We start from the raw sequence: 26,166 nt of genomic DNA, 5'->3' as shown, positions 1-26,166 counted from the left end.
TTGTCGCTGACCGATCCTCTAAACCGAATTCTAGGAAAATTCGAGCAATTATCCGATTTCTCTGCAAGGTTTTGCAAAGGAATTTGTCACCAGTATCAAACCTGCGCCGTGGGGGCGTCAGAATTAGGGTGAATGTGGTGGAAAAAATAATCACGCTTGAACACAAGGAATCCGTCCGTCTGGATTCGGATCAACTAAGTGGCCTTTACCGTCAACTGGGCGACAAGAACGCGCTGGATGTGCTGTGCCGCACCATCGAAGAACTGGCAGTGCGCCTGTCGAACTGCGAACGCTTTTGGCGTCAGCGCGAATGGGCCGAACTGCGCAAATGCGCAAGGTCCCTGGTCGCGATTTCCGAACAGGTCGGGATGACGGTTCTGGCCAGGGTTGCAGGGGACGTGGCGCAGGCCGTCGATGCCGGTGACGCGGTAGCCGCAGGTGCAACGCTGGGACGTCTGATCCGCGTTGGTGAGCGATCATTGACAGCCGTCTGGGATCAACAGGACCTTTCCGTCTGACAGGGGTTGCGGGCAGAATATGCGCGGCTAGTCTGTGCACAGAAACAATCTGTCGAGGCGCCCATGACACTGTCCTTCGCCCCATCCTCTGACCCTTCCGTACCGCTTCATGTGATCGCGCAGCCGGATTTGGACGGCTGGCTTCTGGATCAGCCCGAGCGCGTGCAGTCCTGGGTCGCAGCAAACGGGTTTTCCGGTGCGCTGGGGCAGGTCCTGCTTGTGCCAGCCACGAACGGCGCAATTGAATTCGCGCTGGCCGGTTACGGAACCGAAGAAAAACGTGTGCGCAAACGGTTCCCCCTTGCCGCGGCGGCCATGGCCCTGCCGGAAGGCACCTACGGCATTGCTTCGGGCATTCCTGCGGATTTATTGGAGATGGAGTGTCTTGGCTGGCTGATGACCGCCTATGCTTTTGATCGATACGCGTCCCAGACCGGAGGGTCAGCGGCATTGATTGTGCCTGATGGCATCAACGCCGCCCGTATCGAGGCCATGGCAAATGCCGAGGCTCTGACGCGCGATCTGGTCAACACGCCCACTTCGGACATGGGACCGGATCAGTTACAGCAAGCGGTCGAGGTTCTGGCGAATGAGTTCGGCGCGTCTTGCAAGGTGATCACCGGCCATGCGCTGCTGGATCAGAATTTTCCCATGATTCACACGGTAGGGCGGGCCGCGGCGCAGGCCCCCCGGCTGATCGAGCTGAACTGGGGCACTAGTGGCCCCAGACTGACACTAGTGGGCAAAGGTGTATGTTTCGACACCGGCGGGCTGAATTTGAAACCGGGCGCTTCCATGGGCCTGATGAAAAAAGACATGGGCGGCGCGGCCAATGTGCTGGGACTTGCCCGGATGATCATGGCGCTGAACCTTCCCCTGCAACTGCAGGTTCTGATCCCGGCCGTTGAAAACGCGGTATCAGGCAATGCCTTTCGCCCCGGTGATATCCTGACCTCACGCAAGGGCCTGACCGTTGAAATCAACAACACCGATGCCGAAGGGCGTCTGGTTCTGGCTGATGCGCTGACTTTGGCGGATGAAGGGAGTCCCGATCTGGTGATCTCGATGGCGACGCTGACCGGTGCGGCGCGCGTGGCCGTGGGCCCTGATCTGGCACCGTTTTACACCGACGACGAAAGCTGCGCCGTGGCCTTGGCACAAGCGGCCAAAACGTCTGCTGATCCGGTCTGGAGAATGCCCTTTCACACACCCTACGAGGCGATGATCGAACCCGGCATTGCCGATCTGGACAATGCCCCCTCGGGCGGGTTTGCCGGGTCTATCACCGCCGCGCTGTTTCTGCGCCGGTTCGTAGGGTCCACCCGCTATATCCATTTTGACATCTACGCGTGGCAACCCAGTAATGAACCCGGCCGCACAAAAGGTGGTCTGGGTCAGGGAACACGCGCAGTGCTGTCGGCCTTACCGGAGGTATTGGGGTTATGACCAAGCACCGCATATCCAAACCGGTCGTCGACCTGTTGCGTGTCCCTGACGGGCCGCGTGACCGGCAATTGCTGCTGGGGGACACGGTTCATGTCAAAGAAAACCACGGCGGGTGGAGCAGGATCGTCGCGGAAAAAGACGGATATGCTGGTTGGCTGGAAACAGACCACCTGTCCGAGGATATGCCTGCGACTCATTGGATCAATGCGCCAGCAACACATGCCTACGCGGCCCGCGATATCAAAAGCTGCGATCTCGTGTCTCTGAGTTTCGGAAGTAAAATCCATGCGACTGCCGAAACGGATCGGTTTGTGCAGACCGAGTTGGGTTTTGTCCCAAAGGTTCACACGGCCCCAATTGCAGAAAAACCGCGTGATCCGGTTGCCGTGGCCGAGCTGTTCCTGGGCACGCCCTATCTGTGGGGCGGCAACAGCCGGTTCGGTATCGATTGTTCAGGGCTTGTTCAGGCCGCGCTGCTGGCCTGTGGTATTCCGTGCCCCGGCGACAGCGGCGATCAGGAACAAGCCTTGGGCGCTGTCCTGTCAGCTGAATCACCTGCGCAGCGCGGGGATTTACTGTTCTGGAAAGGGCACGTGGCCTGGGTTTCGGACGACAACATGATTTTACATGCGAACGCCAGCCATATGGCGGTTGTGTACGAGCCAATGGACCGGGCGATTCAGCGCATTCAGGATCAGGGCGACGGGCCTGTTACAGCGCGAAAAAGGCTCTAATCCGGGTTTACGGCCCGGATGAGCTTGCGTTCCAGCACCCGCAGTACCGCGCGCAGATCATGGCCGCGTTTCAGGATGCGGCCATCCATACCTATGACTGAGTACATCCCCTGCCGGGACTTCAGGCGCGGGTGCTTTTCGACGCGGTAGATCGGGTGCTCAGCGGTGCGACGGAAGATCGAGAACACTGCCATATCGCGCAGGTTTGAGATACCATAGTCTCGCCACTCTCCAGCGGCGACCATCCGTCCATAAACGGACAGAATTTGCGACATCTCATGCCGGTCAAAGGCCACGGGCATCTGCGCTGCGTTTGCCGAAAACCGGTTGGGAGGCTGCATGTTCATACCGCCAGCCTTGCCGGAAATCATGTTTGAATCAAGCCTGATGCGCTGTTGCCCGGCTTTTACAACACAAGTGTTACCGTCGACCAACCTGACGGCAGATCAGGATTACCGGCAGCAGGCCGACCGCCAGAATGACCAGCGACGGCACGGCGGCGCCCTCAAGCCTCTCATCCGAGGCAAGCCTGTACGCCTGTACGGCCAGTGTGTCGAAGTTGAACGGGCGCATGATCAGGGTGGCAGGCAATTCCTTCATCACGTCCACAAAGACGATCAACAGCGCGGTCAGCAGCGACGGCGTTAAAATGGGCAGGTGAACGCGCCGCAATGTTCCCAGCGGGGTTTGCCCCAACGAGCGGGCCGCGGCATCCATATTGGCATGAACCGTGCTTTGACCCCCCTCATATGCGCTGAGCGCGGCGGCAAGGAATCGCACCATGTAGGCGGCGACCAACAGCCAGATTGAACCGGTAACCAACAACCCCGTGGACACATCGAATGTCTGCCGCATCCAGGCATCCAGCGCGTTGTCAAAGCTGGCGAAAGGTACAATCAAACCGACTGCGATGACGCCACCGGGCACGGCATATCCCAGCCGCGCCATGTAGGCCGTCGCCGACGACGCGCGCCCGGGTCTCAGACGTTGAAAGAACCCGACACAGATCGCCGCAAAGACAGTGACGACCGCGGCCGTGCCAGCAAGGGTCAGCGAGTTCTGGATGAAACCGATATAGCGCCGCGACAGCAGGTTCTGTTCCGATTCCAAACCCATCTCGACCAGTATGATAACGGGCAACAGAAACCCGAAAATAACGGGTATCGTACATAACAGGAATGCCGCGACGGCGCGAAGACCGGTCAGGTGTTCCGCCGGTTGGGCAGCATGTTTCTTTCCGGCCTGATAGTATTTTGCCTTACCGCGCTGGGTGCGTTCGGCCACAGCCATGATCAGTGCAAAGACAAGCAGGCACCAGGCCAGCTGCGCCGCCGCCGCACGGTCGGCCATTGAAAACCAGCTGGTGTAAATCCCGGTCGCAAAGGTCTGCACACCGAAATAAGACACGGTTCCGAAATCGGCGATGGTTTCCATGATGGCCAGAAGAACACCACCGGCAATTGCCGGGCGCGCCATCGGCAGCGAGACGCGCCGAAACGCCAGCCATGGATTGTTGCCCAGCGCCCGAGCAGCCAGAAACGCCGAAGCACTTTGTTGCAGGAACGCAGCCCGCGCCAGCAGGTAGACATAAGGGTACAGCACCAGAATCAGCATCACCGCAGCGCCCCCGGTCGAACGGATTTCAGGGAACCAATAGTCGCGCGGCCCCCAACCCGTTACATCCCGCAAAGTGCTTTGAACGATACCCGGATGATCCAGAATAAAGGTGTACGCATAAGCAAGCACATATGCCGGAAAAGCCAAGGGCAAGACCAGCGCGATCTCAAGGATCCTGACACCGGGAAAGCGGGTCATCGTCACCAGCCAGGCAGCGCCCGTGCCGATACTGAACGTACCCGCCGCGACCAGCACCACAAGGATCAGGGTCGTCACAGTATAGCTGGGCAGCACCGTTTCCACCAGGTGCGAGATCGTATCTGTCCCGCCCGTCACTGCCGCCAGAACCACGGCCACCATGGGCAACAGGCATGCGGCAGCCACAAGATAAGCAACTGCGGCCAACAGCCGTGTGCCGCGTACACCGCGATTGCGTGATCCGTTTTCTGAATAGTCGATCTGGGCCATTATCCCGGCTTTTGATTGGCAAAGGCTTAGGGTACGCCTTTAATCGACCAAAATGCTCGGAAACACCAGTGCGTCGGTCAACAAATCTGCGGCACAAACTGCCGCAGACCTGTTATTCACCACTATTCGTAGACGCGCTGATCCTCGATCACCAACCCGTCTTTGGGCAGCGAGCCGGGGGCGACGACTTCGATTGCGCCTTTCAGTTTCAGCACTTCGGCCACCGATCTGGCATATGCCGTATCATCCCCGCCTGTGCTTTCGATCTGGACAGTCATCGAATCCATCTCGCCCTGACGGGTGGCGATGACACGAGCCTTGACGATTTCCTCATGCTTGTCGACCAAAGCGGCAACCTGTTCCGGACGCACGAACATACCTTTGATCTTGGTCGTCTGATCTGCACGCCCCATCCAACCTTTGATCCGGGTGTTCGTGCGACCGCAGGGGGAAATCCCCGGCATCACGGCGGAAAGGTCGCCTGTCGCAAAGCGGATCAGCGGGTAATCGGGGTTGAGAGAGGTCACCACGACCTCACCCACCTCACCCGGTGCCACCGGAGTTCCGGTTCCAGGTGTCACAATCTCGACAATCACGTGCTCGTCGATGATCATCCCGTCGATCGCGGCGCTTTCATAAGCAATATTGCCCAGATCCGCTGTCGCGTAACATTGCAGGCACGAGATACCCCGGTCGGCGTATTCCTGTCGCAGAGACGGGAACAAGGCCCCACCTCCAACGGCGGCTTTCGAGAAATGCAGTGAAACGCCCATCTCATCGGCTTTGTCCAGAATGACCTTCAGGTAATCCGGCGTTCCTGCATAGGCCGTACAGCCAACGTCGCGGGCGGCAGTCACCTGCAACTCGGTTTGTCCGGTTCCTGCGGGCAGAACAGCCGCGCCGACAGCCCGTGCGCCATTTTCAAAGATCATACCGGCTGGGGTTAGGTGATACCCAAAACAGTTCTGGACAATGTCCCCTGCGCCAACACCCGCGGCATTCAGGAAACGGCCCATGCGCCACCAGTCGTGATCAGTGCTGCCCGGCTCATAGATCGGTCCCGGCGACTGGAACACATGATGGAAATGCCGCGCCGGTTTCACTGTAAATCCACCAAACGGGGGGCGTTTGGCCTGTGCTCTGGTCAGGTCCGATTTCCGCAGAACCGGCAATGTTGGCAAATCTTCAACTGATTTTACCTTATTAGTGTCTGATTCTGACAGATGCGACGCAAATCCAGGGGCCGACATCGCGCGTTTGATCTGCTCCACTAGTGCCCTGGCCTGGTCCGAGGCGCGTTCGTCTGCCGAGCGTGTTTCGAGTGCGTCGAAATAGGTCATAGCCATATCCTCCATCCGCTCACAGCCACCTTTTGCGACGACGATAGGACCGCACATCGCGAAAGCTTTTGCGGCCTTCGTCGGACATGCCCAGGTAAAACTCTTTCACATCCGGGTTTTCGCGCAGGTCGGCTGCCGGGCCATCCATCACGACACGCCCGGATTCAAGAATGTAACCGTAATGTGCAAAGCGCAGGGCGACGTTGGTGTTCTGCTCTGCCAGCAGAAAGGACACGCCCTCTTTTTCGTTGAGGTCCTTCACGATACTGAAAATCTCTTCGACCAGCTGCGGAGCAAGACCCATTGAGGGTTCGTCCAGCAAAATCGTCTCGGGCCGCGACATCAAGGCCCGCCCCATGGCAACCATCTGTTGTTCCCCACCCGAAGTATAGCCTGCCTGCGACCGGCGGCGTTCCTTGAGCCGGGGAAAATATGCGTAAACCATCTCAAGATCCCGCTGGACCGCAGCCGCCCCGTCTTTGCGGGTGTAGGCGCCGGTCAGCAAGTTTTCTTCGACGGTCAGGTGCTCGAAACAGTGGCGGCCTTCCATCACCTGAATGACACCCTTTTCAACCAGATCGGCCGGATCGCTTTCATGCACGTTCTGGCCGCGATACTTGATCGAACCTTTGGTGACTTCTCCGCGTTCGGAATGCAGCAGGTTCGATACGGCCTTGAGCGTGGTTGTCTTGCCCGCACCATTGCCGCCCAGCAACGCTGTGATGCCGCCCTTTGGAACGCTCAGGCTGACGCCTTTCAACACGAGGATCACGTGGTTGTAGATCACCTCGATATTATTGACCTCAAGCAGGGTTTCCGCCTGCACGTCAGTGGTTTGTGCCGCATCCAGCATCAGCGCGTTTCCTCATGCCTGCCCGTTCCGGGGCTGTTCGTGAGGAGCGGCAGGTGACCCGCCGCTCCGGTTGTCTGAACGCCCCGGATCACATCCGTGGCGCAACATGCCTTACTCGCAACGTGGCGAGATGCTGTTTTCGGTTGCGTAGGCACCGGAATCTTCTTCGATCAACGCGCCGATAACTTCGGCATCTGTCGGTTTGAAGTCCTGTACCGGGTTCCAGGCACCAGTCGCCGCATCCCACTGAACAACACCGACAAGGCCGGGGCCGCCGTGGTTTTCGCAGGAAACCGAGAATTCAGGGCCGAACCCGGACATGCCAAGCGCTTCCATCTTGGCGTTGGTCATTTCCAGTGCTTCCATGCCGTCGCGCATCATCGACGCGTCGATATCAGCGGTTCCGTGCATCGCCTGCGCCGTTTTCACAGCCTCGGCTGCCAGCATGGCGGCATAAAGACCACGGTTGTACTGAACTGTACCCAGCTGATCGCCGGCACCTGCAGCCTTGCCCGAGTCAACGACGTACTTTTTCAGGTCGTCATAGACCGGATAGTCCATGCCAAGGCCGGTAAAGGTCAGCGCCTTGTAACCGGTCGCTTTTTCGCCAGCAGGCTGAACGTCGAATTCCGCGCCAGACCACCAGACACCAATGAAGTTTTCCATCGGGAAACGGATGTTGGCCGCTTCCTGAACCGCAACCTGGTTCATGACGCCCCAACCCCACATGATGACATAGTCAGGCTTTTCACGGCGAATTTGCAGCCATTGCGACTTCTGCTCCTGTCCTGGGTGATCAACCGGCAGCAAGGACAGCTCATACCCATGCTTTTCAGCCAGAGTTTCCAGCGTCCGGATCGGTTCCTTGCCGTAAGCAGAATTGTGATAGACCAGCGCAATCTTCTTGCCGCTCAGGTCACCGCCATTTTCATCCAGCAGATAGTTGATCGCACCGGACGCACCGTTCCAGTAGTTGGCCGGATAGTTGAACACGTGGCTGAACACTTTGCCGTTCGCAGCCGAGGTCCGGCCATACCCCATCGTGTGCAGAGGAATGCCGTCTGCGGTCACTTTGGGGATCAGCTGATAGGTGATACCGGTCGACAGCGGCTGATACACCAGCGCGCCTTCACCTTTGGTGGATTCATAGCATTCCACGCCTTTTTCGGTGTTATACCCGGTTTCGCATTCGATCACGTTTGCTGGTACACCGCCAATGCCACCGTCCCGCTCGTTCAGAAGAGTGAAATAGTCGGCGTAACCGTCCGCGAATGGAATACCACCGGCCGCATAGGGCCCGGTTCGATAGCTGAGCGACGGGAACACAAGATCCGCCATCGCAGGTCCTGCCGCCATCAGGGCGCTCAGCGCCACGGTTGCCAGTTTCTTGTTCATCGGGTGTCTCCTCCCTTGATTGATCCGATATTGAGTTCGGGCTTGATCACCCGTCTTTATGATTGGGCCAGCCCTCAGTGCGGGAACGGCCAGAGTCTGAGTTTCTCTTTCGCAACGCGCCACAACTGTGCCAGACCGTGGGGTTCCAGGATCAGGAACATGATGATCAGCGCGCCCACGATCACCAGCTGAAGATGGGCAACGATATCGGTCGGCCAACCCAGAAGATCGACGCCAACCAGTTTGAGCAGAACCGGCAGCAGCACGAGGAAGGCCGCCCCGGCAAAAGACCCGAAAATCGAGCCTAATCCGCCGATAATCACCATAAACAGCACCAGGAATGACTTCTGAATGCCGAATGCTTCGCCCACCTCGACCGCGCCGAGATAGACGGCAAAGAACAAGGCCCCTGCGATGCCCACAAAGAACGAGCTGACAGCGAAAGCGCTTATCTTGGCTTTCAACGGGTTCACCCCGATGATTTCGGCGGCGATATCCATGTCGCGGATCGCCATCCATGTCCGCCCGGTCGTGCCGCGGGTCAGGTTGCGCGCAATAATCGCGCTGAAGGTCAGGAAGATCAGGCAGAACAGGTAGGTCGCCCAGGCCGGGGCGTTCGGGCCCGAGATGATGATGCCGAACACGTCACGCTCGGGCGCGTTGATCTGACCCGAGGCCGAGTAGTTGTAAAACCACGGCACCCGGTTGAAGAGCCAGACCAGAAAGAACTGTGCCGCAAGCGTGGCCACCGCCAGATAGAACCCCTTGATCCGCAGGGAAGGCAGGCCGAACAAGACGCCTACAATCGCTGTGATACCACCAGCCAACAGGACATGAATGAACATGCTGACATCTGGAAATGCGGTCATCAACTTGTAGCAGGCATAAGCACCCACCGCCATGAAACCGCCTGTACCAAGGCTGACCTGCCCGCAATAGCCCACGAGTATGTTCAATCCGATCGCCGCGATGGCATAGATCAGAAAGGGCAGCAGCAGGGCGTTTGCCCAATAGTCGTTGATGATGAACGGAATGATCCCGAACGCCACCGCCAGAACGACATAGTACCGGTACCGGTCGAACTTGATCGGGAAAGTCTGGCTGTCATCCACGTAGGAGGTTTTGAAATCTCCGGCCTCACGATAGAACATCTGTTACTTTCCCCATTCTTCCTGCGCCCGGTTTCGGGTCGCGGCGTCCAGCTGGCTGGACCCTTTGGCATATCCGCTCGCCTCAGAGGCGCGCACCAGTTTCAGGTAGGCCAGAACACCCATGATCAGACCGGCAAAGGCCAGGATCGCGGCAATCGTCAACTGGCTGTCAGTCAGGTCATTCGAGGTCAGCGCGATATAGCCAAAGGCCCAGAACCCCGCCCATGCGATTACGTTGATGATGGCGATCAGCTTGGTCATGCGTTACACCCTCTCGATGATCTTCTCGCCGAACAGACCCTGCGGTCTAAACACCAGGAAGATCAGCGCCAGCACATAGGCGAACCAGTTCTCGGTCGCACCGCCGACCAGCGGGCCAACCGAGAATTCGAACAGCTTCTCGCCCACACCGATGATCAGTCCGCCGACGATGGCACCGGGGATCGAAGTGAACCCGCCCAGCATCAACACCGGCAGCGCCTTGAGTGCGATCAGCGACAGCGAGAACTGCACGCCCGATTTGGTGCCCCACATGATCCCCGCGACCAGCGCCACGAACCCGGCCACCGACCAGACCATGACCCAGATGAAGTTGAGCGAGATCCCGACCGAAAGTGCCGCCTGATGGTCATCTGCCACAGCACGCATGGCCCGGCCCTGTTTTGTGTACTGGCTGAAGGCCACCAGCGCCGCCACCAGAAGCGCCGCAATTACGGTTGCCACGATGTCGAGGTTGTCGATGAAGAAGCCATAGCCGAAGATGTTAAAGGTGACCTCGTCGATCCACAGGTTGATGCCCTGCGGCAGACCCACATCCAGCGTCTTGATCTCGGATCCCCACATCAGGTCGGCCACACCTTCAAGGAAATAGGCCAGACCGATCGTGGCCATGAACAGGATGATCGGCTCCTGCCCAACCAGATGTCGCATGACAAAGCGCTGCACACACCAGGCCAGCAGAACCATCACACCCATTGTCAGGATGATCGCCAGCAGGGCGGGGATGTTCCAGCCGAAGTTATAGACATGAGTGCCGAAGGTCGCGTTGATCAAATGCGCGAAAGGCACCTGCCCGTTCATGATCCCGACCAGTGTCATCGCCGCAAACAGGGCCATAACCCCTTGCGCGTAATTGAAAATCCCGGATGCCTTGTAGATCAGCACAAAGCCCAGCGCGACCAGCGCATAAAGCACCCCGGCCATCAGACCGTTAAGGATGACCTCCGTGGCAAAGATTAACTGCTCAGGCATATGTGCCTCCCCGGATATCTGCTTTGGTCTCAGTCATGGCTGACCCCCAGATAGGCGTCGATGACTTCCTGATTGTTGCGCACCTCGTCGGGTGTACCGTCACCAATCTTTTTTCCGTAATCCATCACGACCACGCGGTCGCTCAGGTCCATCACCACGCCCATATCGTGTTCGATCAGGGCGATGGTGGTGCCGAATTCGTCATTCACATCGAGGATAAAGCGGCTCATGTCCTCTTTCTCTTCGACATTCATGCCCGCCATCGGTTCATCCAGCAGCAAGAGCTTTGGTTCTGCCGCCAGTGCGCGGGCCAGTTCGACGCGTTTTTTCAGGCCATAAGGCAGGCGCGCAACGGGCGTCTTGCGGATGTGCTGGATTTCAAGGAAATCGATGATCTTCTCGACCGCCTCACGGTTTTCAACCTCTTCCGCCTCGGCCTTTCCCTTCCACCAGGCCTGCTGGAAGATGTTGGTCTGCATGAAATTCAAACGCCCGGTCATGACGTTGTCCAAAACGCTCATCCCTTCGAACAGGGCGATGTTCTGGAACGTCCGCGCGATCCCCTGCTGCGCCACCTCAAAGGGCCGCATCGCTGGGCGTTTTGATCCGTGGAACCAGACCTCGCCTTCCTGCGGGACATAGAACCCCGAGATAACGTTCAGCATGGATGATTTTCCGGCCCCGTTCGGCCCGATGATGGCGCGAATTTCGCCTTCGCGAATATCGAACGAGATGTCCTTGATCGCCACGACGCCGCCAAAGCGCAGGGTGATGTTCTTCATTTCCATCACCACGCCGCCGATCTTGCGACCGTCTTCGGTGACATATCCTTCTGCGTTATCCAGCATCAGTCACTCCCTGACTTGCGCATAAACGGGATGGCGGGCGTGGCGATGGCCGCAGGTCTAGCGGTGCAATGGCGGCCCTCATTCCGCTGCCACCTTGTGCTGCGCAACCGGTACGACCGGCGCATCCACGATTTTCAGCGTCGCGCTGATCGATCCCTTGCGCCCATCTTCATAGGTCACTTCGGTCGTGGTCGACACGCTTTCGGACCCGTCATAAAGCGCCGCAATGATGTCGTGGAACTTCTCTTCGACAAACCCACGCCGCACTTTCCGGGTGCGCGTCATCTCACCATCATCAGCGTCCAGTTCCTTGTGCAGAACGACAAAGCGATGCACCTGGCAACCGGACAGCATTTCATCAGCTGCTACCGATTTGTTGACCTCTTCCACATGCGCCCTGATCGTCTCTAACACACGCGGATGGCCTGCCAGTTCCTGATAGGAGGCATAGGCCACGTTGTTGCGTTCCGCCCAGTTGCCGACCGCTGTCAGGTCGATATTGATAAAGGCCACGCAGCGGTCCTTGCCGTTTCCGAACAGAACGACCTCGAGAATATCGGGATAGAATTTCAGCTTGTTCTCGACATATTTCGGCGCAAACATGGACCCGTCGGCCATTTTGCCCACGTCCTTGGCGCGGTCGATGATCCGCAGATGGCCGCTGCTTTCCTCGATGAACCCGGCATCACCCGTTGCCACCCAGCCTTCGGCATCTTTGGTCGATGCCGTGGAATCCGGGTTGTTGTAATATTCGACAAACACGCCGGGTGAGCGGTAATGGATCTCGCCCTTGTCGTCGATCCTGATCTCGACATCCGGCGCGGGCACGCCAACCGTGTCGGCCCGAACCTCGCCATCCGGCTGCACCGTGATGAAAACGGTTGCTTCGGTCTGGCCATAAAGCTGTTTCAGGTTGATGCCCAAAGATCTATAGAAATCAAAGATTTCCGGTCCGATCGCTTCACCCGCTGTATAACCAACCCGGAACCGGCCATAGCCCAGCGTATCCTTGAGCGGCCCGTAGACCAGCAGGTTACCCAGCGCGTATTTCATCCGGTCGCCAAACCCGACGGGTTTGCCATCCAGCAACTTGCCACCCACCTTTTTGGCATGCGCCATGAAGTGATGGAACATGCGCTGCTTCAGCTTGCTCGCATCCTCCATCCGGATCATTACATTGGTCAGCTGGCTTTCAAACACGCGCGGTGGGGCGAAGAAATAGGTCGGCCCGATTTCGCGCAGATCGGTCATCATCGTGTCGGCGCTTTCCGGGCAGTTCACGCAGAACCCACACCAATAGGCCTGACCGATGGAAAAGATGAAATCCCCGACCCATGCCATCGGAAGATAGGAAAGGATATCTTCATCGCGGGTCAAATGGTCGAAGATCGCTGAATTCTTGGCGCTTTCGATCACATTGCGGTTCGACAGAACCACCCCCTTGGGCTTGCCCGTTGTGCCCGAGGTATAGAGCATGACGCAGGTGTCGTTATAGGTGATCTCAGAGATGCGCTTGTCCAGCTCTGCATCAAACCGCTGATGTCCTGCCTGACCTTCGGCCATGAGGTCTTCCAGCGCGTTCATCTGGCTGTGGTCGTATTTCCGCATCCCCCGCTTGTCGGTATAGAGGATGTGCTTGATCTGGTGCACTTTTTCCTGAATCTCGATGACCTTGTCGACCTGTTCCTGATCACCGCAGACGACATATTTCGCGCCGCAATGCTCCATCACATAGGTCATCTCTTCGGCGACTGCGTCCTGATACAGAGGCACCGGAACTGCACCGACCATCTGTGCCGCGACCATGGTCCAGTAATGCGCTGGCCGGTTGCGTCCGATCACGGCAATGTGGTCACCGCGCTCAACGCCAATTTCAAGAAATCCAAGGGCGAGCGCGCGAATTTCCTTGGCCGCTTCAGCCCAGGTCCAGCATTGCCAGATCCCAAATTCTTTTTCCCGATAGGCCGGGGCATCCCCGAACTGGGTCGCGTTGCGGTGTAGAAGCGCCGGAAGGGAGTGCAACCCTTCGGCGCCCGACTGCGTCTGAGCCAATCTTTTTCTCCTCCCCATCCGGCCTCCTCAAAGCCGGAAATGGCGGATCCGGGAAAGCCCCCGGATGCCAGTGCCCCGATTTGGGACACCCGCACGATCAGCGTCAACTTTTTCCTGATGTTTTCTCAATTCTTACGAATTGTAACAGGTGCAGAGGGGTGATGTTACGTTTTGTACAAATTGTACAGATCGCCTTGCGTCGGAAAATTCGAACCACCTGACCCGATACTCGCAGCATCGGAGTCCTCGATAATTAAAGATCTTTCTAGCTAGAGCTTCTCACAAGCGATTTCAAACTCGTGCTGGAAATCATCTGGAGGGCAAACACATGACAATGCCGCGACCAAAGTTTTATTGGTTAGAGCTTCTTTAAAAACCACTCTGGAGAACTCTGTATAGTGCTCATTCAACAGATCCTCTAAAGGCCCGGAACCAAGCATTCCAATTTCCCATTCGCTCAGCTCCTTCTTTGATAAATCGCAAATTGCGCTCCAAAGAACATGCGGTTTTTCATGTGCCCAACTAATACGGGCATCAACAACCCATTCGCTTTCGAGCCAACGCTGACTGCCTGCCGGGTTTCTTTAAAAACTTAACCAAGACGAAACGAATTTTCTAATCAGCGCACCGCTGCCCATATTACGTTTCCCTCACTACAACCAATCCCTTAGAATAGGAATCAATGGCACATCCGCTGCGGGCATGGGGTAATTGCGCAGGTCATTTGCGCGGACCCATTTCAGCGCCTGCCCCTCTTTCGACTGCGGGATACCCTGCCATTTGCGGCAGGCGAACAGCGGCATGAGCAGGTGGAAATCGTCATAGCTGTGGCTGGCAAAGGTCAGGGGGGCGAGGCACGAGGCCCAGGTATCGATGCCCAGCTCCTCGTGCAATTCGCGGATCAGGGCGGCCTCGGGGGTTTCGCCGGGTTCGATCTTGCCGCCGGGAAACTCCCAAAGACCGGCCATGGATTTACCCTCGGGGCGTTGGGCCACCAGCACCCGGCCCTCGATGTCGATCAGGGCGACAGCTGAAACCAACACGGTTTTCACGAGCGGTAATCCGCGTTGATCTCGATATATCCGTGGGTCAGATCGCAGGTCCAGACGGTGGATTTGCCCGCGCCCAGACCCAGATCAACGGCGATGACCAGATCCTGACCTTTCATATAAGCGGCGGCTGCGTCTTCGCTGTAATCGGGGCTGACCCAGCCTTTTTCGGCCACAAGGATGTCGCCGAACGAAATGCTCAGCAGGTCGCGATCCGCCGCGGCACCGGATTTACCGATGGCCATGACGATACGGCCCCAGTTCGGATCTTCGCCCGCGATGGCGGTTTTGACCAGCGGAGAGTTGGCGATGGCAAGGCCATGGATCTTGGCGTCAGCGTCTGTTGCGGCCCCTGTCACGCGGATCTCGACGAATTTCGTGGCACCTTCGCCATCGCGCACCACTTGCTGGGCCAGATCCAGCATCACAGCTTCCAGCGCCTCGGCGAAGGCCGCATTGCCGGTGGCGTCCACACCCGAAGCGCCGGTGGCGCACAGCAGCAGGCTGTCCGAGGTGGATGTATCGCTGTCCACGGTGATGCAGTTGAACGTCCGGTCTGTCTGCGCACCCAGCATCGCCTGCAACGCCGATTGTTCGACCCGGGCGTCGGTAAAGATATAGACCAGCATGGTCGCCATATCGGGCGCAATCATGCCGGAACCCTTAGAAATCCCCGCAATAGAGACTGTTTTGCCATCAATTTCGACCTGCGCCACGGCCCCTTTCGGGAAGGTGTCCGTGGTCATGATCGCGCGTGCGGCGTCTTCGATCGCGTGACGGCTGAGACCCGCCTTCAGCGTTTCAAGCTTGGCAATGATGCGGTCATGCGCCAGCGGTTCACCAATCACGCCGGTTGAGGAGGTAAAGACCCGCTCGACCGGAACACCTGTCGCCTTCGAGACGGCCTGCGTCACCTCGGCCACCGAGGTCTGACCATAATGCCCGGTAAAGGCATTGGCATTGCCCGAGTTCACCAGGATCGCCGCCGGGCCATCGCTGGGCCCGCCGATCTTGTCCTGACAATCCAGAACCGGGGCGGCACGCGTGGCTGAACGGGTAAAGACCCCGGCCACAGATGTGCCCGGGTCCAGCACGGCCAGCATGACATCGGTGCGGCCCTGATATCGCACGCCCGCCGCGACGGTGGCGAACCGCACACCGTCAATTGCAGGCAAATCAGGGAAGGACGCTGGCGCCAGCGGCGAAACCTTGGTGATCTTGGCCACGGGGATTACTCCTGAATCAGGTCCAGCTGGCGCAGGACTTCGGGTCCGGCACCTTCCAGAGCGGGGCGGTCGATCTGGGCCTGCTGTGTCAGTTCATCGATGCGCGCCTGAATGGCGTCCTGCTGAACAGTTTGCGCAAGCTCTTCGCGCACGGCGTCCAGCGCGGGCGCTTCGGTTTTGCGCTTGTCGTTCAGCTTGACCACATGCCAGCCGAACTGCGTCTGAACCGGATCGGACACCTGCCCTTTTTCGAGCGCGACCACGGCTGTTTCGAATTCCGGTACCATCTGGCCCTTGCCGAACCAGCCCAGAGCACCGCCATTGGGGCCGGACGGGCCGGTGGAGTGCGCGCGCGCGAGCTCGGCGAAATCGGCGCCGTCATCAAGCTGCGCCTTGAGGTCGTTGGCCTGTTCTTCGGTCTCGACCAGAATGTGGCTGGCATCGAATTCGTCTTCACCCGCGAAATCGTTGTACTGCGCGTCGTAGGCTGCCTGAATGGCCTCGTCCGTGACAACGGTATCGGTCAGGGCTGTGACGGTCTGAACCGCCAGAAGAGAGCGTTCTTCATTTTTCAGCCGCAGCGTGTTCAGTTTGTTCAGCCCGTCCTGCTGTTGCCCCAGCAATTGCTGCTGGATCAGCTGTTCCAGCACGAAGTCGTACAATACATCATCTTCGGCTTGCTGGTATTGCGGCGGCAGGGCGGCAACGGTTGCGATCACGTGACCCAAAGTGATCTCATCCCCGTTCACACGCGCCACCACGGTGGATGCATCCGGCTGGGTTTCGGCGGCCAGCGGCAAGGCCATCATGGCGGTCAGAGCCAGCGATGGCAGAAAAGTGAGGCCTTTGGGCATTGAATCATCCTATTTCCTTGCCGCGGCAGGGCGCAGCGTTGACACTCTGGAACCTGCCGCTTACATCGCTTTGAAGCCTTGGACAGGGCCGCCTTTCACCCCCCGTATCTATGGGTTGCGCGCAAGGTGGGCAAGCCTGTCAAAAACCAAGACAAGAACAGATCCGCTGGAGTGAACATGCTGGGACTCGGAACGCTCGCCAAAAAGGTGTTCGGAACACCGAACGACCGCAAGATCAAGGCGACCCGCCCCCTGATCGAAAAGATCAACGCGCTGGAACCCGAGTTCGAGAAACTGTCCGATCAGGGCCTGATCGACAAGACAGAAGACCTGCGCAAACGCGCGCTGGATGGCGAAAGCCTTGACGATCTGCTGCCCGAAGCCTTTGCCAACGTGCGCGAAGGCGCCCGCCGCGCGCTGGGGCTGCGCGCCTTTGACGTGCAGCTGATGGGCGGTGTTTTCCTGCATCAGGGTAACATCTCGGAAATGAAGACGGGTGAGGGCAAGACACTGGTCGCGACCCTCCCTGCCTATCTGAACGCGCTGACCGGCAAGGGCGTGCATGTGGTCACGGTGAACGAATACCTGGCCAAGCGCGACGCGGAATGGATGGGCAAGGTGTTTGCTGCCGTAGGCATGACCACAGGCGTGATCTGGTCGGGCCAGCCTGACGCGGAAAAACTGGCCGCCTATTCCTGCGACATCACCTATGCCACCAACAACGAGCTGGGTTTTGACTATCTGCGCGACAACATGAAGGCCGATCTGGAGCAGGTTTACCAGAAGCACCACAATTTCGCGATTGTGGACGAGGTCGATTCGATCCTGATCGACGAGGCGCGGACGCCGCTGATCATCTCGGGTCCGGCACAGGACCGCTCGGACCTGTATACCGCCATCGATGCGCTGATCCCGAGTCTGACCGACGAACACTACACGTTGGACGAAAAGGCCCGCAACGTGACCTTCACGGATGAGGGCAACGAGTTTCTGGAGCAGCAGCTGTTGGCTGCCGGCCTGATTCCTGAAGGCCATTCGCTGTATGACCCGGAAAGCACGACCGTGGTGCATCACGTGAATCAGGGTCTGCGCGCGCACAAGCTGTTCCAGCGCGACAAGGATTACATCGTGCGCGACGGCAATGTTGTTCTGATCGACGAATTCACGGGCCGCATGATGCCGGGCCGCCGCTTGTCCGAGGGCCTGCATCAGGCCATCGAAGCCAAGGAAAACGTGCAGATTCAGCCTGAGAACGTGACGCTGGCCAGTGTGACCTTCCAGAACTATTTCCGCCTTTACGACAAGCTGGGCGGCATGACCGGGACCGCCCTGACCGAAGCAGAGGAATTTGCCGAGATTTACGGCCTGGGCGTGGTTGAGGTTCCGACCAACAAGCCGATTGCCCGTGTGGACGAGGATGATCAGGTCTATCGCACCGCCATGGAAAAATATGGCGCGATGATCGAAGAGACCAAATTGGCGCAGGAAAAGGGCCAGCCGGTTCTGCTGGGGACGACCTCGATCGAGAAATCGGAACTGCTGAGCCAGATGCTGACCAAGGAAGGCATCGCCCATAACGTTCTGAACGCCCGCCAGCACGAGCAGGAGGCGCAGATCGTCGCCGATGCCGGCCGTCTGGGCGCGGTGACCATCGCCACCAACATGGCCGGTCGCGGCACCGACATTCAGCTGGGCGGCAATGTCGAGATGAAGGTGCTGCAAGCGATGGCGGACAACCCCGAGGCCGATCCGTCGGAGCTGCGCGCCGCAGAAGAGGCGCGCCACGCGGAAGAAAAAGAAAAGGTTCTGGCCGCAGGGGGCCTTTATGTGATGGCGTCCGAACGCCATGAAAGCCGCCGCATCGACAACCAGCTGCGCGGCCGTTCGGGCCGTCAGGGCGATCCGGGCCGTACCGTGTTCTACCTGAGCCTTGAAGACGACCTGATGCGCATCTTTGGCTCGGAACGGCTGGACAAGGTGCTGACCACGCTGGGCATGAAAGAAGGCGAGGCGATCATTCACCCGTGGGTGAACAAGTCGCTGGAACGCGCGCAGTCCAAGGTCGAGGGCCGCAACTTCGACATGCGCAAGAACGTTCTGAAATTCGATGACGTGATGAACGATCAGCGCAAGGTGATCTTTAGCCAGCGCCGCGAGATCATGTCGGCCAATGACCTGTCCGAGATCGTCTCGGATATGCGCGAGCAGGTGATCGACGATCTGATTGACGAATACATGCCGCCGAAATCCTATGCGGATCAGTGGGATACCGACGGTCTGCATGCGGCGATCAAGGACAAGCTGACCATCGATGCACCGGTTCAGGACTGGGCTGCCGAAGAAGGCGTGGATGACGAGCAGGTGCGCGAGCGCCTGATCAAGGCCGCAGATGAGATGATGGCCCAGAAGGCGGTTGCCTTTGGTCCCGAAAACATGCGCAACATCGAAAAGCAGGTGCTGTTGCAGACCATCGACAGCAAATGGCGCGAGCATCTGCTGACGCTGGAACATCTGCGCTCGGTCGTGGGTTTCCGCGGCTATGCCCAGCGCGATCCGCTGAACGAATACAAAAACGAAAGCTTCCAGCTGTTCGAATCCATGCTGGACGGTTTGCGGGAAACCGTTACACAGCAATTGTCGCGCGTGCGTCCACTGACCGAAGAAGAGCAGAGGGAAATGCTGGCGCAGATGGCGGCGCAACAGGCGCAGGCACAACAGGCCGTGGATAAGGCTGCAAGCCAGGCCGAGGCCAAGGCCGAAGCGGCGGCGTCAGGCGATGCCCTGCCGGGGTTTGATGAGAGCGATCCGTCAACCTGGGGTAACCCGTCGCGAAACGACCTGTGCCCCTGCGGATCCGGAAAGAAGTTCAAACACTGCCACGGCAGATTGACCTGACGTTAACACCCTTTCATCACAATGAGTCCGTCTCGCGGCCACAAATTGGCCGCGATTGGTGGCGAGAGTGCAAGCTGCTCCTTCAACTGGGGAGGGTGTCTTGTTTGTAGTTCGCAACTACGTAACCATGTGCGGAACGGTCGCTTGTGCCTTGGGCATAGGCTATCTGATGCAAAACGGACCGGCTGCGCAGCAGAACCGCGCGCAGGGCGGTGTTGATGTGGCCTCCGTTGCCGATCAGTCTTCGATTCTGTCGGGGCTGGACAGTATCGTGCTGACGTCGGCTACCGTATCAGATGCCGATCCGGTCAATGTCACACCGGCACCCCGCGCTGTGCCCGCTGTCCCCAGAACATCGAGTTGCAGGATCAGCGCGCACGCGACCGCAGCGCCCGGTGCCTTGGCGCACCTGTCGCTGAAAGCGCCGTGCCACAAGAATGAACAGATTGAAATTCACCATAGCGGCCTCACTGTTAGCCAGATGACTGACGCTAGCGGCGCGCTGGATATGGCGATCCCGGCCCTTTCGGAATATGCGATTTTCCTGTTTTCCTTCGAAGATGAAACAGGCACCGTCGCCACCACTCACGTCCCCGAAATCGCCGGTTTTGATCGTGTTGTCCTGCAATGGCAGGGTGATACCGAGTTGCAGATTCACGCGCTGGAATTTGGCGCCAGCTATGGCGCGGATGGCCATGTCTGGGATGACGCATCTGCCGAAGGCGCCGGTAAGGTTATGCGCTTGGGTCAATCCGATTCCGGGATTACTCAGAATATCGAAGTGTATTCTTTCCCGGCCAGCACTTCGGATCAGTCGGGCACGATTGACCTGACTGTCGAGGCCGAAGTGACCGATGCAAATTGCGGCCACACGCTGAACGTGCAGTCGCTGGAGCTGTTGTCGGACCGCCGCCTGCGGTCGCGCGACATGTCTGTGACCTTGCCGGATTGTTCGCGCTCGGGCGAGTTTCTGGTGTTGAATAATCTGCTCTCAGACCTGACAATCGCGGCAAAGTAATCCGCAGGCAGGCTTGAACCTCTTATGACATTTTTCCGTGTGGCGGTGGCTGCGCTGTTTTCCGTGACGGTGGCGACCGGTGCTTTTGGGCAGGACATCACGTTGACCTCGCATGATGGCAAGGTCGAAGTGACAGGCAATCTGCTGAGCTTTGACGGTGAGTTTTATCGCGTCGATACGCAATTCGGGACGTTGACCGTGGATGGTTCGGGCGTCACATGCGAGGGACCCGCCTGCCCCAACCTGATCGATTTCGTCGCCGAGGTGCAGTTTTCCGGATCATCGGTGATGGCCGAAACGGTGCTGCCCGCCCTGATCATCGGCTTTGCCCGTCAGGAAGACCTGACCGCGACCCCCGCCCGCGTGGATGAGGACACCTTTGTTTACGAGTTGCATCAGGCAGGCCGGTCGGCGCCGCTTGCGCGGTTATTCTTTGACGTGGGCACCACGGATCGCGGGTTCAGCGACCTGATCGCAGACCGGGCGGATATCGTGATGGCCCTGCGCGAGATGCGCGAGGCCGAGCGGGAGGCTGCCGAAGCTGCGGGGTTGGGTGATCTGAAACGCTCGCGGCGATCACGGGTCATTGCACTGGATGCCATGGTCCCGGTCGTGGCCCCCGACAGCGTGATGCGACAGGTTTCGCTGGCGGATCTGGCCCGCATTCTGTCCGGCGAGGTCAGCAACTGGGCGCAGCTGGGTGGGCCGGATGCCCCTATTGCACTGCATGTGCCAGAGGCCGGGTCGGGTCTGGCGCAGGCGGTCGAGGATCAGGTTCTGAAAACCGCCGGTGTGGTGCTGACCGATACGGCGATCCGCCACAATCGCATACATGACCTGACCGCGGCTGTGGCTAAGGATCCGTTTTCCATCGGTATCGCCAGCAAGGCATCGGCCCATGGCACCCGCGCTGTGCCTTTGACTGGCGGGTGCGGGCATCCTCTGGCCGCGACCCGCCAGTCAATCAAGACCGAAGATTACCCGCTGAATATGCCCATGTTCCTGTATCTGCCGGAACGCCGCCTGCCCCGGATTGCGCGACAGTTTCTGGCCTATAGCCAAAGCCCCGAGGCACAGGTGGCGATACGTGACGCAGGATATGTGGATCAATCTGCTGAAACCCTGCCGGTTGGCGTGCAGGGGGACCGGCTTGCCAATGCGGTCGTCACCGGCGGAACTGAGGTCGGACTGGAGGAATTGCAGCGCATGATCGAGACCTTGCGCCCGCTGTCGCGCCTGTCCCTGTCGGTCCGGTTCGAGCCCGGATCGTCCCGTCCGGACGCGCAGTCACGCGCCAATATTCAGCAACTGGCGCAAATGCTGGACGCGGGTACGTTGCAGGCACGCAAGGTGGTGTTTGCAGGCTTCAGCGATGGGGACGGGGGTGCCGTTTCAAATGCCCGCATCGCCCTGCGGCGCGCGCAAACCGTGCGAAACGCGGTTATCGCCGCGCTTGAAGCCCCGATCCCTGATAGTATCACGGTCACCGCCGAAGGATTTGGTGAAGCGATGCCCATGGCCTGCGATGACACCGAATGGGGCCGCAAGGTCAACCGCCGGGTCGAGATTTGGGTGCAGTAGCCGCTAGAGATACCCTTCGGAACGAAAGCTGAGCTCGGTCGATTTGCCGATGATCAGGTGGTCATGCAGAATCAGCCCCAGGGCGGAACAGGCATCCTGAATGCGGTTGGTCATATCGATGTCTGACTGTGACGGCGTTGGGTCGCCCGAAGGATGGTTGTGCACCAATATCAAGGCCGAGGCATTCAGTTCCAACGCCCGTTTCGCCACTTCGCGCGGATAGACCGGCACGTGATCCACGGTGCCTTTGGCCTGTTCCTCATCCGCGATCAGGACGTTCTTGCGATCCAGATAGAAAACGCGAAATTGCTCGGTCTCGCGATGCGCCATTGTCGTGTGGCAATAATCCAGCAGCGCGTCCCAGCTGGATATTACGTGTCGTTGCATCACCCGCGCCCGTGCCATCCGATGCGCGCAGGCTTCGAGGATTTTCAGATCGGTGATGACCGTATCACCAACGCCCTTGATCTGCCGCAGCCGTTCTTCGGGTGCTGTCAACACACGGTTGAAATCGCCAAAGGCATTCATCAATGCCCGCGCCAATGGTTTCACATCCTGCCGAGGGATGGACCGGAACAAAACCAGTTCCAGCAACTCATAATCCGGGATCGCTGCGGATCCGCCCGCCATGAACCGTTCGCGCAGCCGCTTGCGATGGTCTTTGATGTAGGAGGGTAACCGACCATTCGGCAGCGGCTGCGCTGGCGCTTCGTCCGTATCAAACAGCATGGTGGCTTCGGCAAAGGCGTCCTGTGTCATGCGTTTACCCTGTCGCAGAATCACTTTCCGAAAGGTTAACGCACCTCTCCTGCCATATGCGCGGTGGCGCGGCGGACAATCATGTGCAGAAGGATCGAAAATACGCCCAGAGTCAGCATCGCTGCAAACATCAGGTCCGTCTTGGCGCGGCCATTGGCCAGCAGCATCAGATATCCCAGACCTTGCGATGAACCGACCCATTCACCGATCACGGCACCGATCGGCGCATACACCGCCGCAAGCCGCATCCCCGAGGCCAAAGACGGCAACGCCGCAGGGATACGGATGTGCCACAACACAGCGCGCTTGCCCGCCTGCATCGTGCGCGCAAGGTCCAGATACCCCTGCGGTGTCCGCATCAAACCGTCAAAAAAGGACGACGTGATCGGGAAATAGATGATCAGCACCGCCATCGCGACCTTGGACAACAGGCCATAACCCAGCCATAGCGTCAGCAACGGGGCCAGTGCAAAGACCGGCAGGGCCTGAGTGAACACCAGCATTGGCTGTACCAGAACCCGTGCGGCGCGGGAATTGGCCAGCTGCAATGCGGTGAAAACGCCCAGCAGCGTGCCGCAGGCAAGGCCGATAATGACCTCGATGGCTGTGATCCAGGTGTGTTCTGCAATCAGCCAGCGGTTCTGCCACCAGGTCTCGGCAACCACTGCGGGACCGGGCAGGATGAATTTTGGCAATCCGGTCAGGGTCACGATTCCCTGCCAGATGGCAAGGGCAAACAGGGTTGCTGCCAGAACAGAGAGGGACTTCATACCCCGCCCCCTCGCAGCAGCCGCAAAAGCGCGCCTTGTGTTTCCAGCGTCTGCAGATCATCCACGCTGCGCGGGGCTGGAGCAACCGGCGGGTCGCACGGCGTTAGCCCGTGCTGTGTCATGACGACGATGGATTGCCCCAGACGCGCGGCCTCGCCCGGATCGTGGGTCACCAGAAGGACAGTGCGGCCTTTTAGCGCCTCGGCGGCCAGATCCTGCATATCGGCACGGGTTCGGGCATCGAGGGCGGAAAAGGGTTCGTCCAGCAACACGATCGGCCGGTCTTCCATCAGGGTGCGAGCCAGTGCCACGCGCTGACGCTGCCCACCCGAAAGCTCGGGCGGTTTCTTGGTCATATGGTCCTGCAATCGCATCCGTTCGATCAGGCGGTCGCGCCGGTCAACGTCAACTTTCTCGCCCCGCAGCCGCGCGCCCAACGAGACGTTTTGCGCAACACTCGCCCAAGGCAGCAACAGGTCGTCCTGCGCCATATAGGCAACCCGGTCCGAAACCGGCTGGCCATCGCTGGCGGTGATCCGGCCCGAGAATTCAGCCCCGGTTTCCAGCCCCGCTATCAGCCGCAAGACCGTGGTTTTTCCGACACCCGATCCACCCAGCAGACAGGTCCACGCCCTGGCGGCAAGCGTCAGGGTCAGCGGCGCGAACAGAGTCGTGCCGTCGATCGTGGCTGTGCCGCTGATGGTCAGATCGGGTGCCGGGGTCATGGGGTCAGACCCATCTGCCAGAAATTGACCTCCAATTCCGTCGCTGTACGGAACGTCCGGCACAGACGATCCCAGCGGGGCGAAGATTGGAAATCCGCCCCAATCCTTCGTGTTAGAGCCGAATCCAGCAATTCGCCCACGGCCGCGCAGGCGTTTTGATAGCCTTCATCCGCGTAAGTATCGATCCAGCCACGATAGGATGTGGATGTTGCCTCTGCAGACAGGCGGGTGCCAATCTCACCATATCCCATGACGCACGGTACAAGTGCTGCCAGAAGATCTAGCAGATCGCCGCTATAGCCCGCCTCGAGAACAAAGCGGGTATAGGCCAGATTCTCGGGCCGTTCCGGCGTTGCAAACAGATCGGACTGCGAAATGCCTTCTGCTTCGCAAATGCCGATATGCAGCTTCATCTCTTCGCTGATCAGGCCGTTCACGGTACGCGACGCCGCCAGCATTTCAGCATGTGTTTCCGATTTCACCACGGCCAGCGCCCAGGCGCGCGAGAAGTGGATCAGGAACACGTAATCCTGACGCAAATAGTGCAGGAACGCCGGACGTGGCAGGGTGCCGTCTTTCAGGGCTTCGACAAAAGCGTGGCGGGTGTAGTCCCGCCACGGCCCCTGCGCCGCATCGCGCATCAGCGCAAAGGCTTTGCCATAATCGCTCATTGCGCGGTGACGTCGATGGCAATGTCGCTGACGGGCAGGACAGTGTCGATCATGCCGCTGTCGTTCAGGAATGCTTCGAACCGGGCATATCGGCCAGCGTCAAACCCGGCGGGACGCAGGGCAAAGCGCGGCAGCGTGTCGACCCATGCCCGCGCGTTCAGCTCGTCCTGCAACTCGGGTGAGGTGGCCGAGAAGACCTCCCAGCCTTTTTTCGGGTTGTTGACGATGTACTGAGTCGCTTTTTCGGTCGCGGCCAGGAAACGGGCGATCTTGTCTTTGTCCATCGTATCAGGGTTGGCGACATAGATCAGTTCGTCATAAGACGGCACGCCCTCTTCCTCGATATAGAAACAGGTGCCGGGGCGGCCTTCGATATCCATCTGGTTCAGCTCGAAGTTGCGATAGGCGCCGATCACCGCATCCACCTGACCGGTCATCAGCGAGGGCGAGAGCGAGAAATTCACGTTGATCATCTCAACATCATCCAGCGCGACGTCGTATTTGCCAAGCACGGTGCTGAGGATGGCCTCTTCCACACCGGCGACGGAAAAGCCGATTTTCTTTCCCTTGAGGTCAGCGGGCGATTTGATCGGGCCGTCCTTCAGAACCAGCAGGCAGTTCAGGGGCGTTGCGACCAGCGTGCCGACCCGTTTCAGCGGCAGCCCTTCGTGAATCTGCAAATGCAGTTGCGGCTGATAGGATACTGCCAAATCCGCTTGACCAGCGGCCACCAGACGTGGCGGTGCGGATGGGTCGGCGGGGGCAACGACTTCGACCTGCAACCCCTGCTCGGCAAAGTAGCCGTTTTCCTGCGCCACGATGATGGGCCCATGGTCGGGGTTGATAAACCAGTCCAGCAGGACGGTCATCTTGTCTTCGGCCCAGGCTGGCGCGGCGGCCAGAAGGGCAAAGGCTGTCATCAGCTTTTTCATATCTCACGTTTCC

General features: G+C 58.9%; 24 protein-coding genes and 1 pseudogene. 6 read left to right on the top strand and 19 right to left on the bottom strand.

The features are described 5' to 3' along the window. The first annotated feature begins 128 nt into the window (after positions 1-128). The 3 genes from ACR3E2_RS13235 to ACR3E2_RS13225 all read left to right on the top strand — a co-directional run bounded on the left by ACR3E2_RS13235 (position 129) and on the right by ACR3E2_RS13225 (position 2,698). The gene (locus tag ACR3E2_RS13235; protein ID WP_267363938.1) at positions 129-518 is read left to right on the top strand and encodes a hypothetical protein; all 390 of its coding nucleotides are present in this window, start codon (positions 129-131) and stop codon (positions 516-518) included. A 63-nt stretch (positions 519-581) separates the two neighbouring features. Then, positions 582-1,964 (top strand): leucyl aminopeptidase family protein, encoded by a 1,383-nt coding sequence (locus tag ACR3E2_RS13230; RefSeq protein WP_480482426.1) that lies wholly within the window; start codon positions 582-584, stop codon positions 1,962-1,964. Next, positions 1,961-2,698 (top strand): C40 family peptidase, encoded by a 738-nt coding sequence (locus ACR3E2_RS13225; protein ID WP_480482428.1) that lies wholly within the window; start codon positions 1,961-1,963, stop codon positions 2,696-2,698. The genes ACR3E2_RS13230 and ACR3E2_RS13225 overlap by 4 nt, the downstream gene beginning before the upstream one ends. Here the strand turns inward: ACR3E2_RS13225 and ACR3E2_RS13220 are convergent. The 14 genes and pseudogenes from ACR3E2_RS13220 to ACR3E2_RS13155 form a co-directional block, all read right to left on the bottom strand. Further along, positions 2,695-3,045 (bottom strand): DUF2794 domain-containing protein, encoded by a 351-nt coding sequence (locus ACR3E2_RS13220; RefSeq protein WP_209598949.1) that lies wholly within the window; start codon positions 3,043-3,045, stop codon positions 2,695-2,697. The genes ACR3E2_RS13225 and ACR3E2_RS13220 overlap by 4 nt on opposite strands. 73 nt (positions 3,046-3,118) lie before the next feature. Then, the gene (locus ACR3E2_RS13215; RefSeq protein WP_480482431.1) at positions 3,119-4,783 is read right to left on the bottom strand and encodes an ABC transporter permease; all 1,665 of its coding nucleotides are present in this window, start codon (positions 4,781-4,783) and stop codon (positions 3,119-3,121) included. A gap of 122 nt (positions 4,784-4,905) precedes the next feature. Continuing rightward, positions 4,906-6,123 (bottom strand): phenylacetate--CoA ligase family protein, encoded by a 1,218-nt coding sequence (locus ACR3E2_RS13210; RefSeq protein ID WP_480482433.1) that lies wholly within the window; start codon positions 6,121-6,123, stop codon positions 4,906-4,908. A gap of 19 nt (positions 6,124-6,142) precedes the next feature. Further along, positions 6,143-6,976, bottom strand: a complete 834-nt coding sequence (locus tag ACR3E2_RS13205; RefSeq protein ID WP_480482435.1) for an ABC transporter ATP-binding protein — start codon at positions 6,974-6,976, stop codon at positions 6,143-6,145. Positions 6,977-7,087: 111 nt separating this feature from the next. Further along, entirely contained in the window at positions 7,088-8,371 is a 1,284-nt protein-coding gene (locus tag ACR3E2_RS13200; protein ID WP_267363927.1) for an ABC transporter substrate-binding protein, read from the bottom strand. 74 nt (positions 8,372-8,445) lie between these two features. Continuing rightward, positions 8,446-9,522, bottom strand: a complete 1,077-nt coding sequence (locus ACR3E2_RS13195) for a branched-chain amino acid ABC transporter permease (protein ID WP_480482437.1) — start codon at positions 9,520-9,522, stop codon at positions 8,446-8,448. Positions 9,523-9,525: 3 nt separating this feature from the next. After that, entirely contained in the window at positions 9,526-9,783 is a 258-nt protein-coding gene (locus ACR3E2_RS13190; RefSeq protein WP_209506939.1) for a hypothetical protein, read from the bottom strand. Between the two features lie 3 nt (positions 9,784-9,786). Continuing rightward, the gene (locus ACR3E2_RS13185; RefSeq protein WP_267363929.1) at positions 9,787-10,773 is read right to left on the bottom strand and encodes a branched-chain amino acid ABC transporter permease; all 987 of its coding nucleotides are present in this window, start codon (positions 10,771-10,773) and stop codon (positions 9,787-9,789) included. Positions 10,774-10,802: 29 nt separating this feature from the next. After that, a complete protein-coding gene (locus tag ACR3E2_RS13180) occupies positions 10,803-11,621 on the bottom strand; it encodes an ABC transporter ATP-binding protein (RefSeq protein WP_267363930.1) in 819 nt (272 codons plus the stop codon). Between the two features lie 78 nt (positions 11,622-11,699). Then, complete coding sequence (locus ACR3E2_RS13175) at positions 11,700-13,691, bottom strand: AMP-binding protein (RefSeq protein ID WP_480492782.1); 1,992 nt, start codon at positions 13,689-13,691, stop codon at positions 11,700-11,702. A gap of 251 nt (positions 13,692-13,942) precedes the next feature. Beyond that, positions 13,943-14,215: pseudogene (locus ACR3E2_RS13170) on the bottom strand (DUF6869 domain-containing protein); the annotation flags it as partial. A 111-nt stretch (positions 14,216-14,326) separates the two neighbouring features. Beyond that, a complete protein-coding gene (mutT, locus tag ACR3E2_RS13165) occupies positions 14,327-14,725 on the bottom strand; it encodes an 8-oxo-dGTP diphosphatase MutT (protein ID WP_209506934.1) in 399 nt (132 codons plus the stop codon). Then, complete coding sequence (argJ, locus tag ACR3E2_RS13160; RefSeq protein WP_267363934.1) at positions 14,722-15,948, bottom strand: bifunctional glutamate N-acetyltransferase/amino-acid acetyltransferase ArgJ; 1,227 nt, start codon at positions 15,946-15,948, stop codon at positions 14,722-14,724. Before argJ ends, mutT begins: the two co-directional genes overlap by 4 nt. A gap of 5 nt (positions 15,949-15,953) precedes the next feature. Then, on the bottom strand, positions 15,954-16,802 hold the full coding sequence (locus ACR3E2_RS13155) for a peptidylprolyl isomerase (protein ID WP_480482443.1): 849 nt from the start codon (positions 16,800-16,802) through the stop codon (positions 15,954-15,956). A gap of 177 nt (positions 16,803-16,979) precedes the next feature. Between ACR3E2_RS13155 and secA the strand changes: the two genes are divergently transcribed. The 3 genes from secA (at position 16,980) to ACR3E2_RS13140 (ending at position 22,296) form a co-directional block, all read left to right on the top strand. Further along, positions 16,980-19,697 (top strand): preprotein translocase subunit SecA, encoded by a 2,718-nt coding sequence (gene secA, locus ACR3E2_RS13150; protein WP_480482445.1) that lies wholly within the window; start codon positions 16,980-16,982, stop codon positions 19,695-19,697. A 100-nt stretch (positions 19,698-19,797) separates the two neighbouring features. Then, positions 19,798-20,715 (top strand): hypothetical protein, encoded by a 918-nt coding sequence (locus ACR3E2_RS13145; RefSeq protein ID WP_480482447.1) that lies wholly within the window; start codon positions 19,798-19,800, stop codon positions 20,713-20,715. Positions 20,716-20,739: 24 nt separating this feature from the next. Further along, a complete protein-coding gene (locus ACR3E2_RS13140) occupies positions 20,740-22,296 on the top strand; it encodes a phosphate ABC transporter substrate-binding/OmpA family protein (protein WP_480482449.1) in 1,557 nt (518 codons plus the stop codon). 3 nt (positions 22,297-22,299) lie between these two features. Here the strand turns inward: ACR3E2_RS13140 and radC are convergent, their stop codons facing one another. The 5 genes from radC to ACR3E2_RS13115 are packed head-to-tail and all read right to left on the bottom strand — an operon-like array spanning position 22,300 to position 26,153. After that, positions 22,300-23,055 (bottom strand): RadC family protein, encoded by a 756-nt coding sequence (gene radC, locus ACR3E2_RS13135; RefSeq protein ID WP_480482451.1) that lies wholly within the window; start codon positions 23,053-23,055, stop codon positions 22,300-22,302. Positions 23,056-23,090: 35 nt separating this feature from the next. Beyond that, positions 23,091-23,825 (bottom strand): ABC transporter permease, encoded by a 735-nt coding sequence (locus tag ACR3E2_RS13130; protein ID WP_480482453.1) that lies wholly within the window; start codon positions 23,823-23,825, stop codon positions 23,091-23,093. Beyond that, positions 23,822-24,550 carry an ABC transporter ATP-binding protein gene (locus tag ACR3E2_RS13125; RefSeq protein ID WP_480482455.1) on the bottom strand — a complete coding sequence of 243 codons (729 nt, stop codon included), beginning with the start codon at positions 24,548-24,550 and terminating at the stop codon, positions 23,822-23,824. Before ACR3E2_RS13125 ends, ACR3E2_RS13130 begins: the two co-directional genes overlap by 4 nt. Further along, positions 24,547-25,221, bottom strand: coding sequence for a thiaminase II (tenA, locus tag ACR3E2_RS13120; RefSeq protein ID WP_480482457.1), 675 nt, complete (start codon positions 25,219-25,221; stop codon positions 24,547-24,549). The genes ACR3E2_RS13125 and tenA overlap by 4 nt, the downstream gene beginning before the upstream one ends. After that, complete coding sequence (locus ACR3E2_RS13115) at positions 25,218-26,153, bottom strand: ABC transporter substrate-binding protein (protein WP_480482459.1); 936 nt, start codon at positions 26,151-26,153, stop codon at positions 25,218-25,220. Before ACR3E2_RS13115 ends, tenA begins: the two co-directional genes overlap by 4 nt. Positions 26,154-26,166: the final 13 nt, after the last annotated feature.

This window comes from Ruegeria sp. AL7, assembly GCF_056536105.1.
This window is presented reverse-complemented; position numbering and strand designations above follow the sequence as displayed.

Excerpts from the sequence above, each read along its gene's own strand:
- ACR3E2_RS13230 (WP_480482426.1), top strand. The coding sequence starts at position 582 with ATGACACTGTCCTTCGCCCCATCCTCTGACCCTTCCGTACCGCTTCAT.
- ACR3E2_RS13225 (WP_480482428.1), top strand. The coding sequence starts at position 1,961 with ATGACCAAGCACCGCATATCCAAACCGGTCGTCGACCTGTTGCGTGTC.
- ACR3E2_RS13220 (WP_209598949.1), bottom strand. The coding sequence starts at position 3,045 with ATGAACATGCAGCCTCCCAACCGGTTTTCGGCAAACGCAGCGCAGATG.
- ACR3E2_RS13215 (WP_480482431.1), bottom strand. The coding sequence starts at position 4,783 with ATGGCCCAGATCGACTATTCAGAAAACGGATCACGCAATCGCGGTGTA.
- ACR3E2_RS13210 (WP_480482433.1), bottom strand. The coding sequence starts at position 6,123 with ATGACCTATTTCGACGCACTCGAAACACGCTCGGCAGACGAACGCGCC.
- ACR3E2_RS13205 (WP_480482435.1), bottom strand. The coding sequence starts at position 6,976 with ATGCTGGATGCGGCACAAACCACTGACGTGCAGGCGGAAACCCTGCTT.
- ACR3E2_RS13200 (WP_267363927.1), bottom strand. The coding sequence starts at position 8,371 with ATGAACAAGAAACTGGCAACCGTGGCGCTGAGCGCCCTGATGGCGGCA.
- ACR3E2_RS13195 (WP_480482437.1), bottom strand. The coding sequence starts at position 9,522 with ATGTTCTATCGTGAGGCCGGAGATTTCAAAACCTCCTACGTGGATGAC.
- ACR3E2_RS13190 (WP_209506939.1), bottom strand. The coding sequence starts at position 9,783 with ATGACCAAGCTGATCGCCATCATCAACGTAATCGCATGGGCGGGGTTC.
- ACR3E2_RS13185 (WP_267363929.1), bottom strand. The coding sequence starts at position 10,773 with ATGCCTGAGCAGTTAATCTTTGCCACGGAGGTCATCCTTAACGGTCTG.
- ACR3E2_RS13180 (WP_267363930.1), bottom strand. The coding sequence starts at position 11,621 with ATGCTGGATAACGCAGAAGGATATGTCACCGAAGACGGTCGCAAGATC.
- ACR3E2_RS13175 (WP_480492782.1), bottom strand. The coding sequence starts at position 13,691 with ATGGGGAGGAGAAAAAGATTGGCTCAGACGCAGTCGGGCGCCGAAGGG.
- ACR3E2_RS13155 (WP_480482443.1), bottom strand. The coding sequence starts at position 16,802 with ATGCCCAAAGGCCTCACTTTTCTGCCATCGCTGGCTCTGACCGCCATG.
- secA (WP_480482445.1), top strand. The coding sequence starts at position 16,980 with ATGCTGGGACTCGGAACGCTCGCCAAAAAGGTGTTCGGAACACCGAAC.
- ACR3E2_RS13140 (WP_480482449.1), top strand. The coding sequence starts at position 20,740 with ATGACATTTTTCCGTGTGGCGGTGGCTGCGCTGTTTTCCGTGACGGTG.
- radC (WP_480482451.1), bottom strand. The coding sequence starts at position 23,055 with ATGACACAGGACGCCTTTGCCGAAGCCACCATGCTGTTTGATACGGAC.
- ACR3E2_RS13130 (WP_480482453.1), bottom strand. The coding sequence starts at position 23,825 with ATGAAGTCCCTCTCTGTTCTGGCAGCAACCCTGTTTGCCCTTGCCATC.
- ACR3E2_RS13125 (WP_480482455.1), bottom strand. The coding sequence starts at position 24,550 with ATGACCCCGGCACCCGATCTGACCATCAGCGGCACAGCCACGATCGAC.
- tenA (WP_480482457.1), bottom strand. The coding sequence starts at position 25,221 with ATGAGCGATTATGGCAAAGCCTTTGCGCTGATGCGCGATGCGGCGCAG.
- ACR3E2_RS13115 (WP_480482459.1), bottom strand. The coding sequence starts at position 26,153 with ATGAAAAAGCTGATGACAGCCTTTGCCCTTCTGGCCGCCGCGCCAGCC.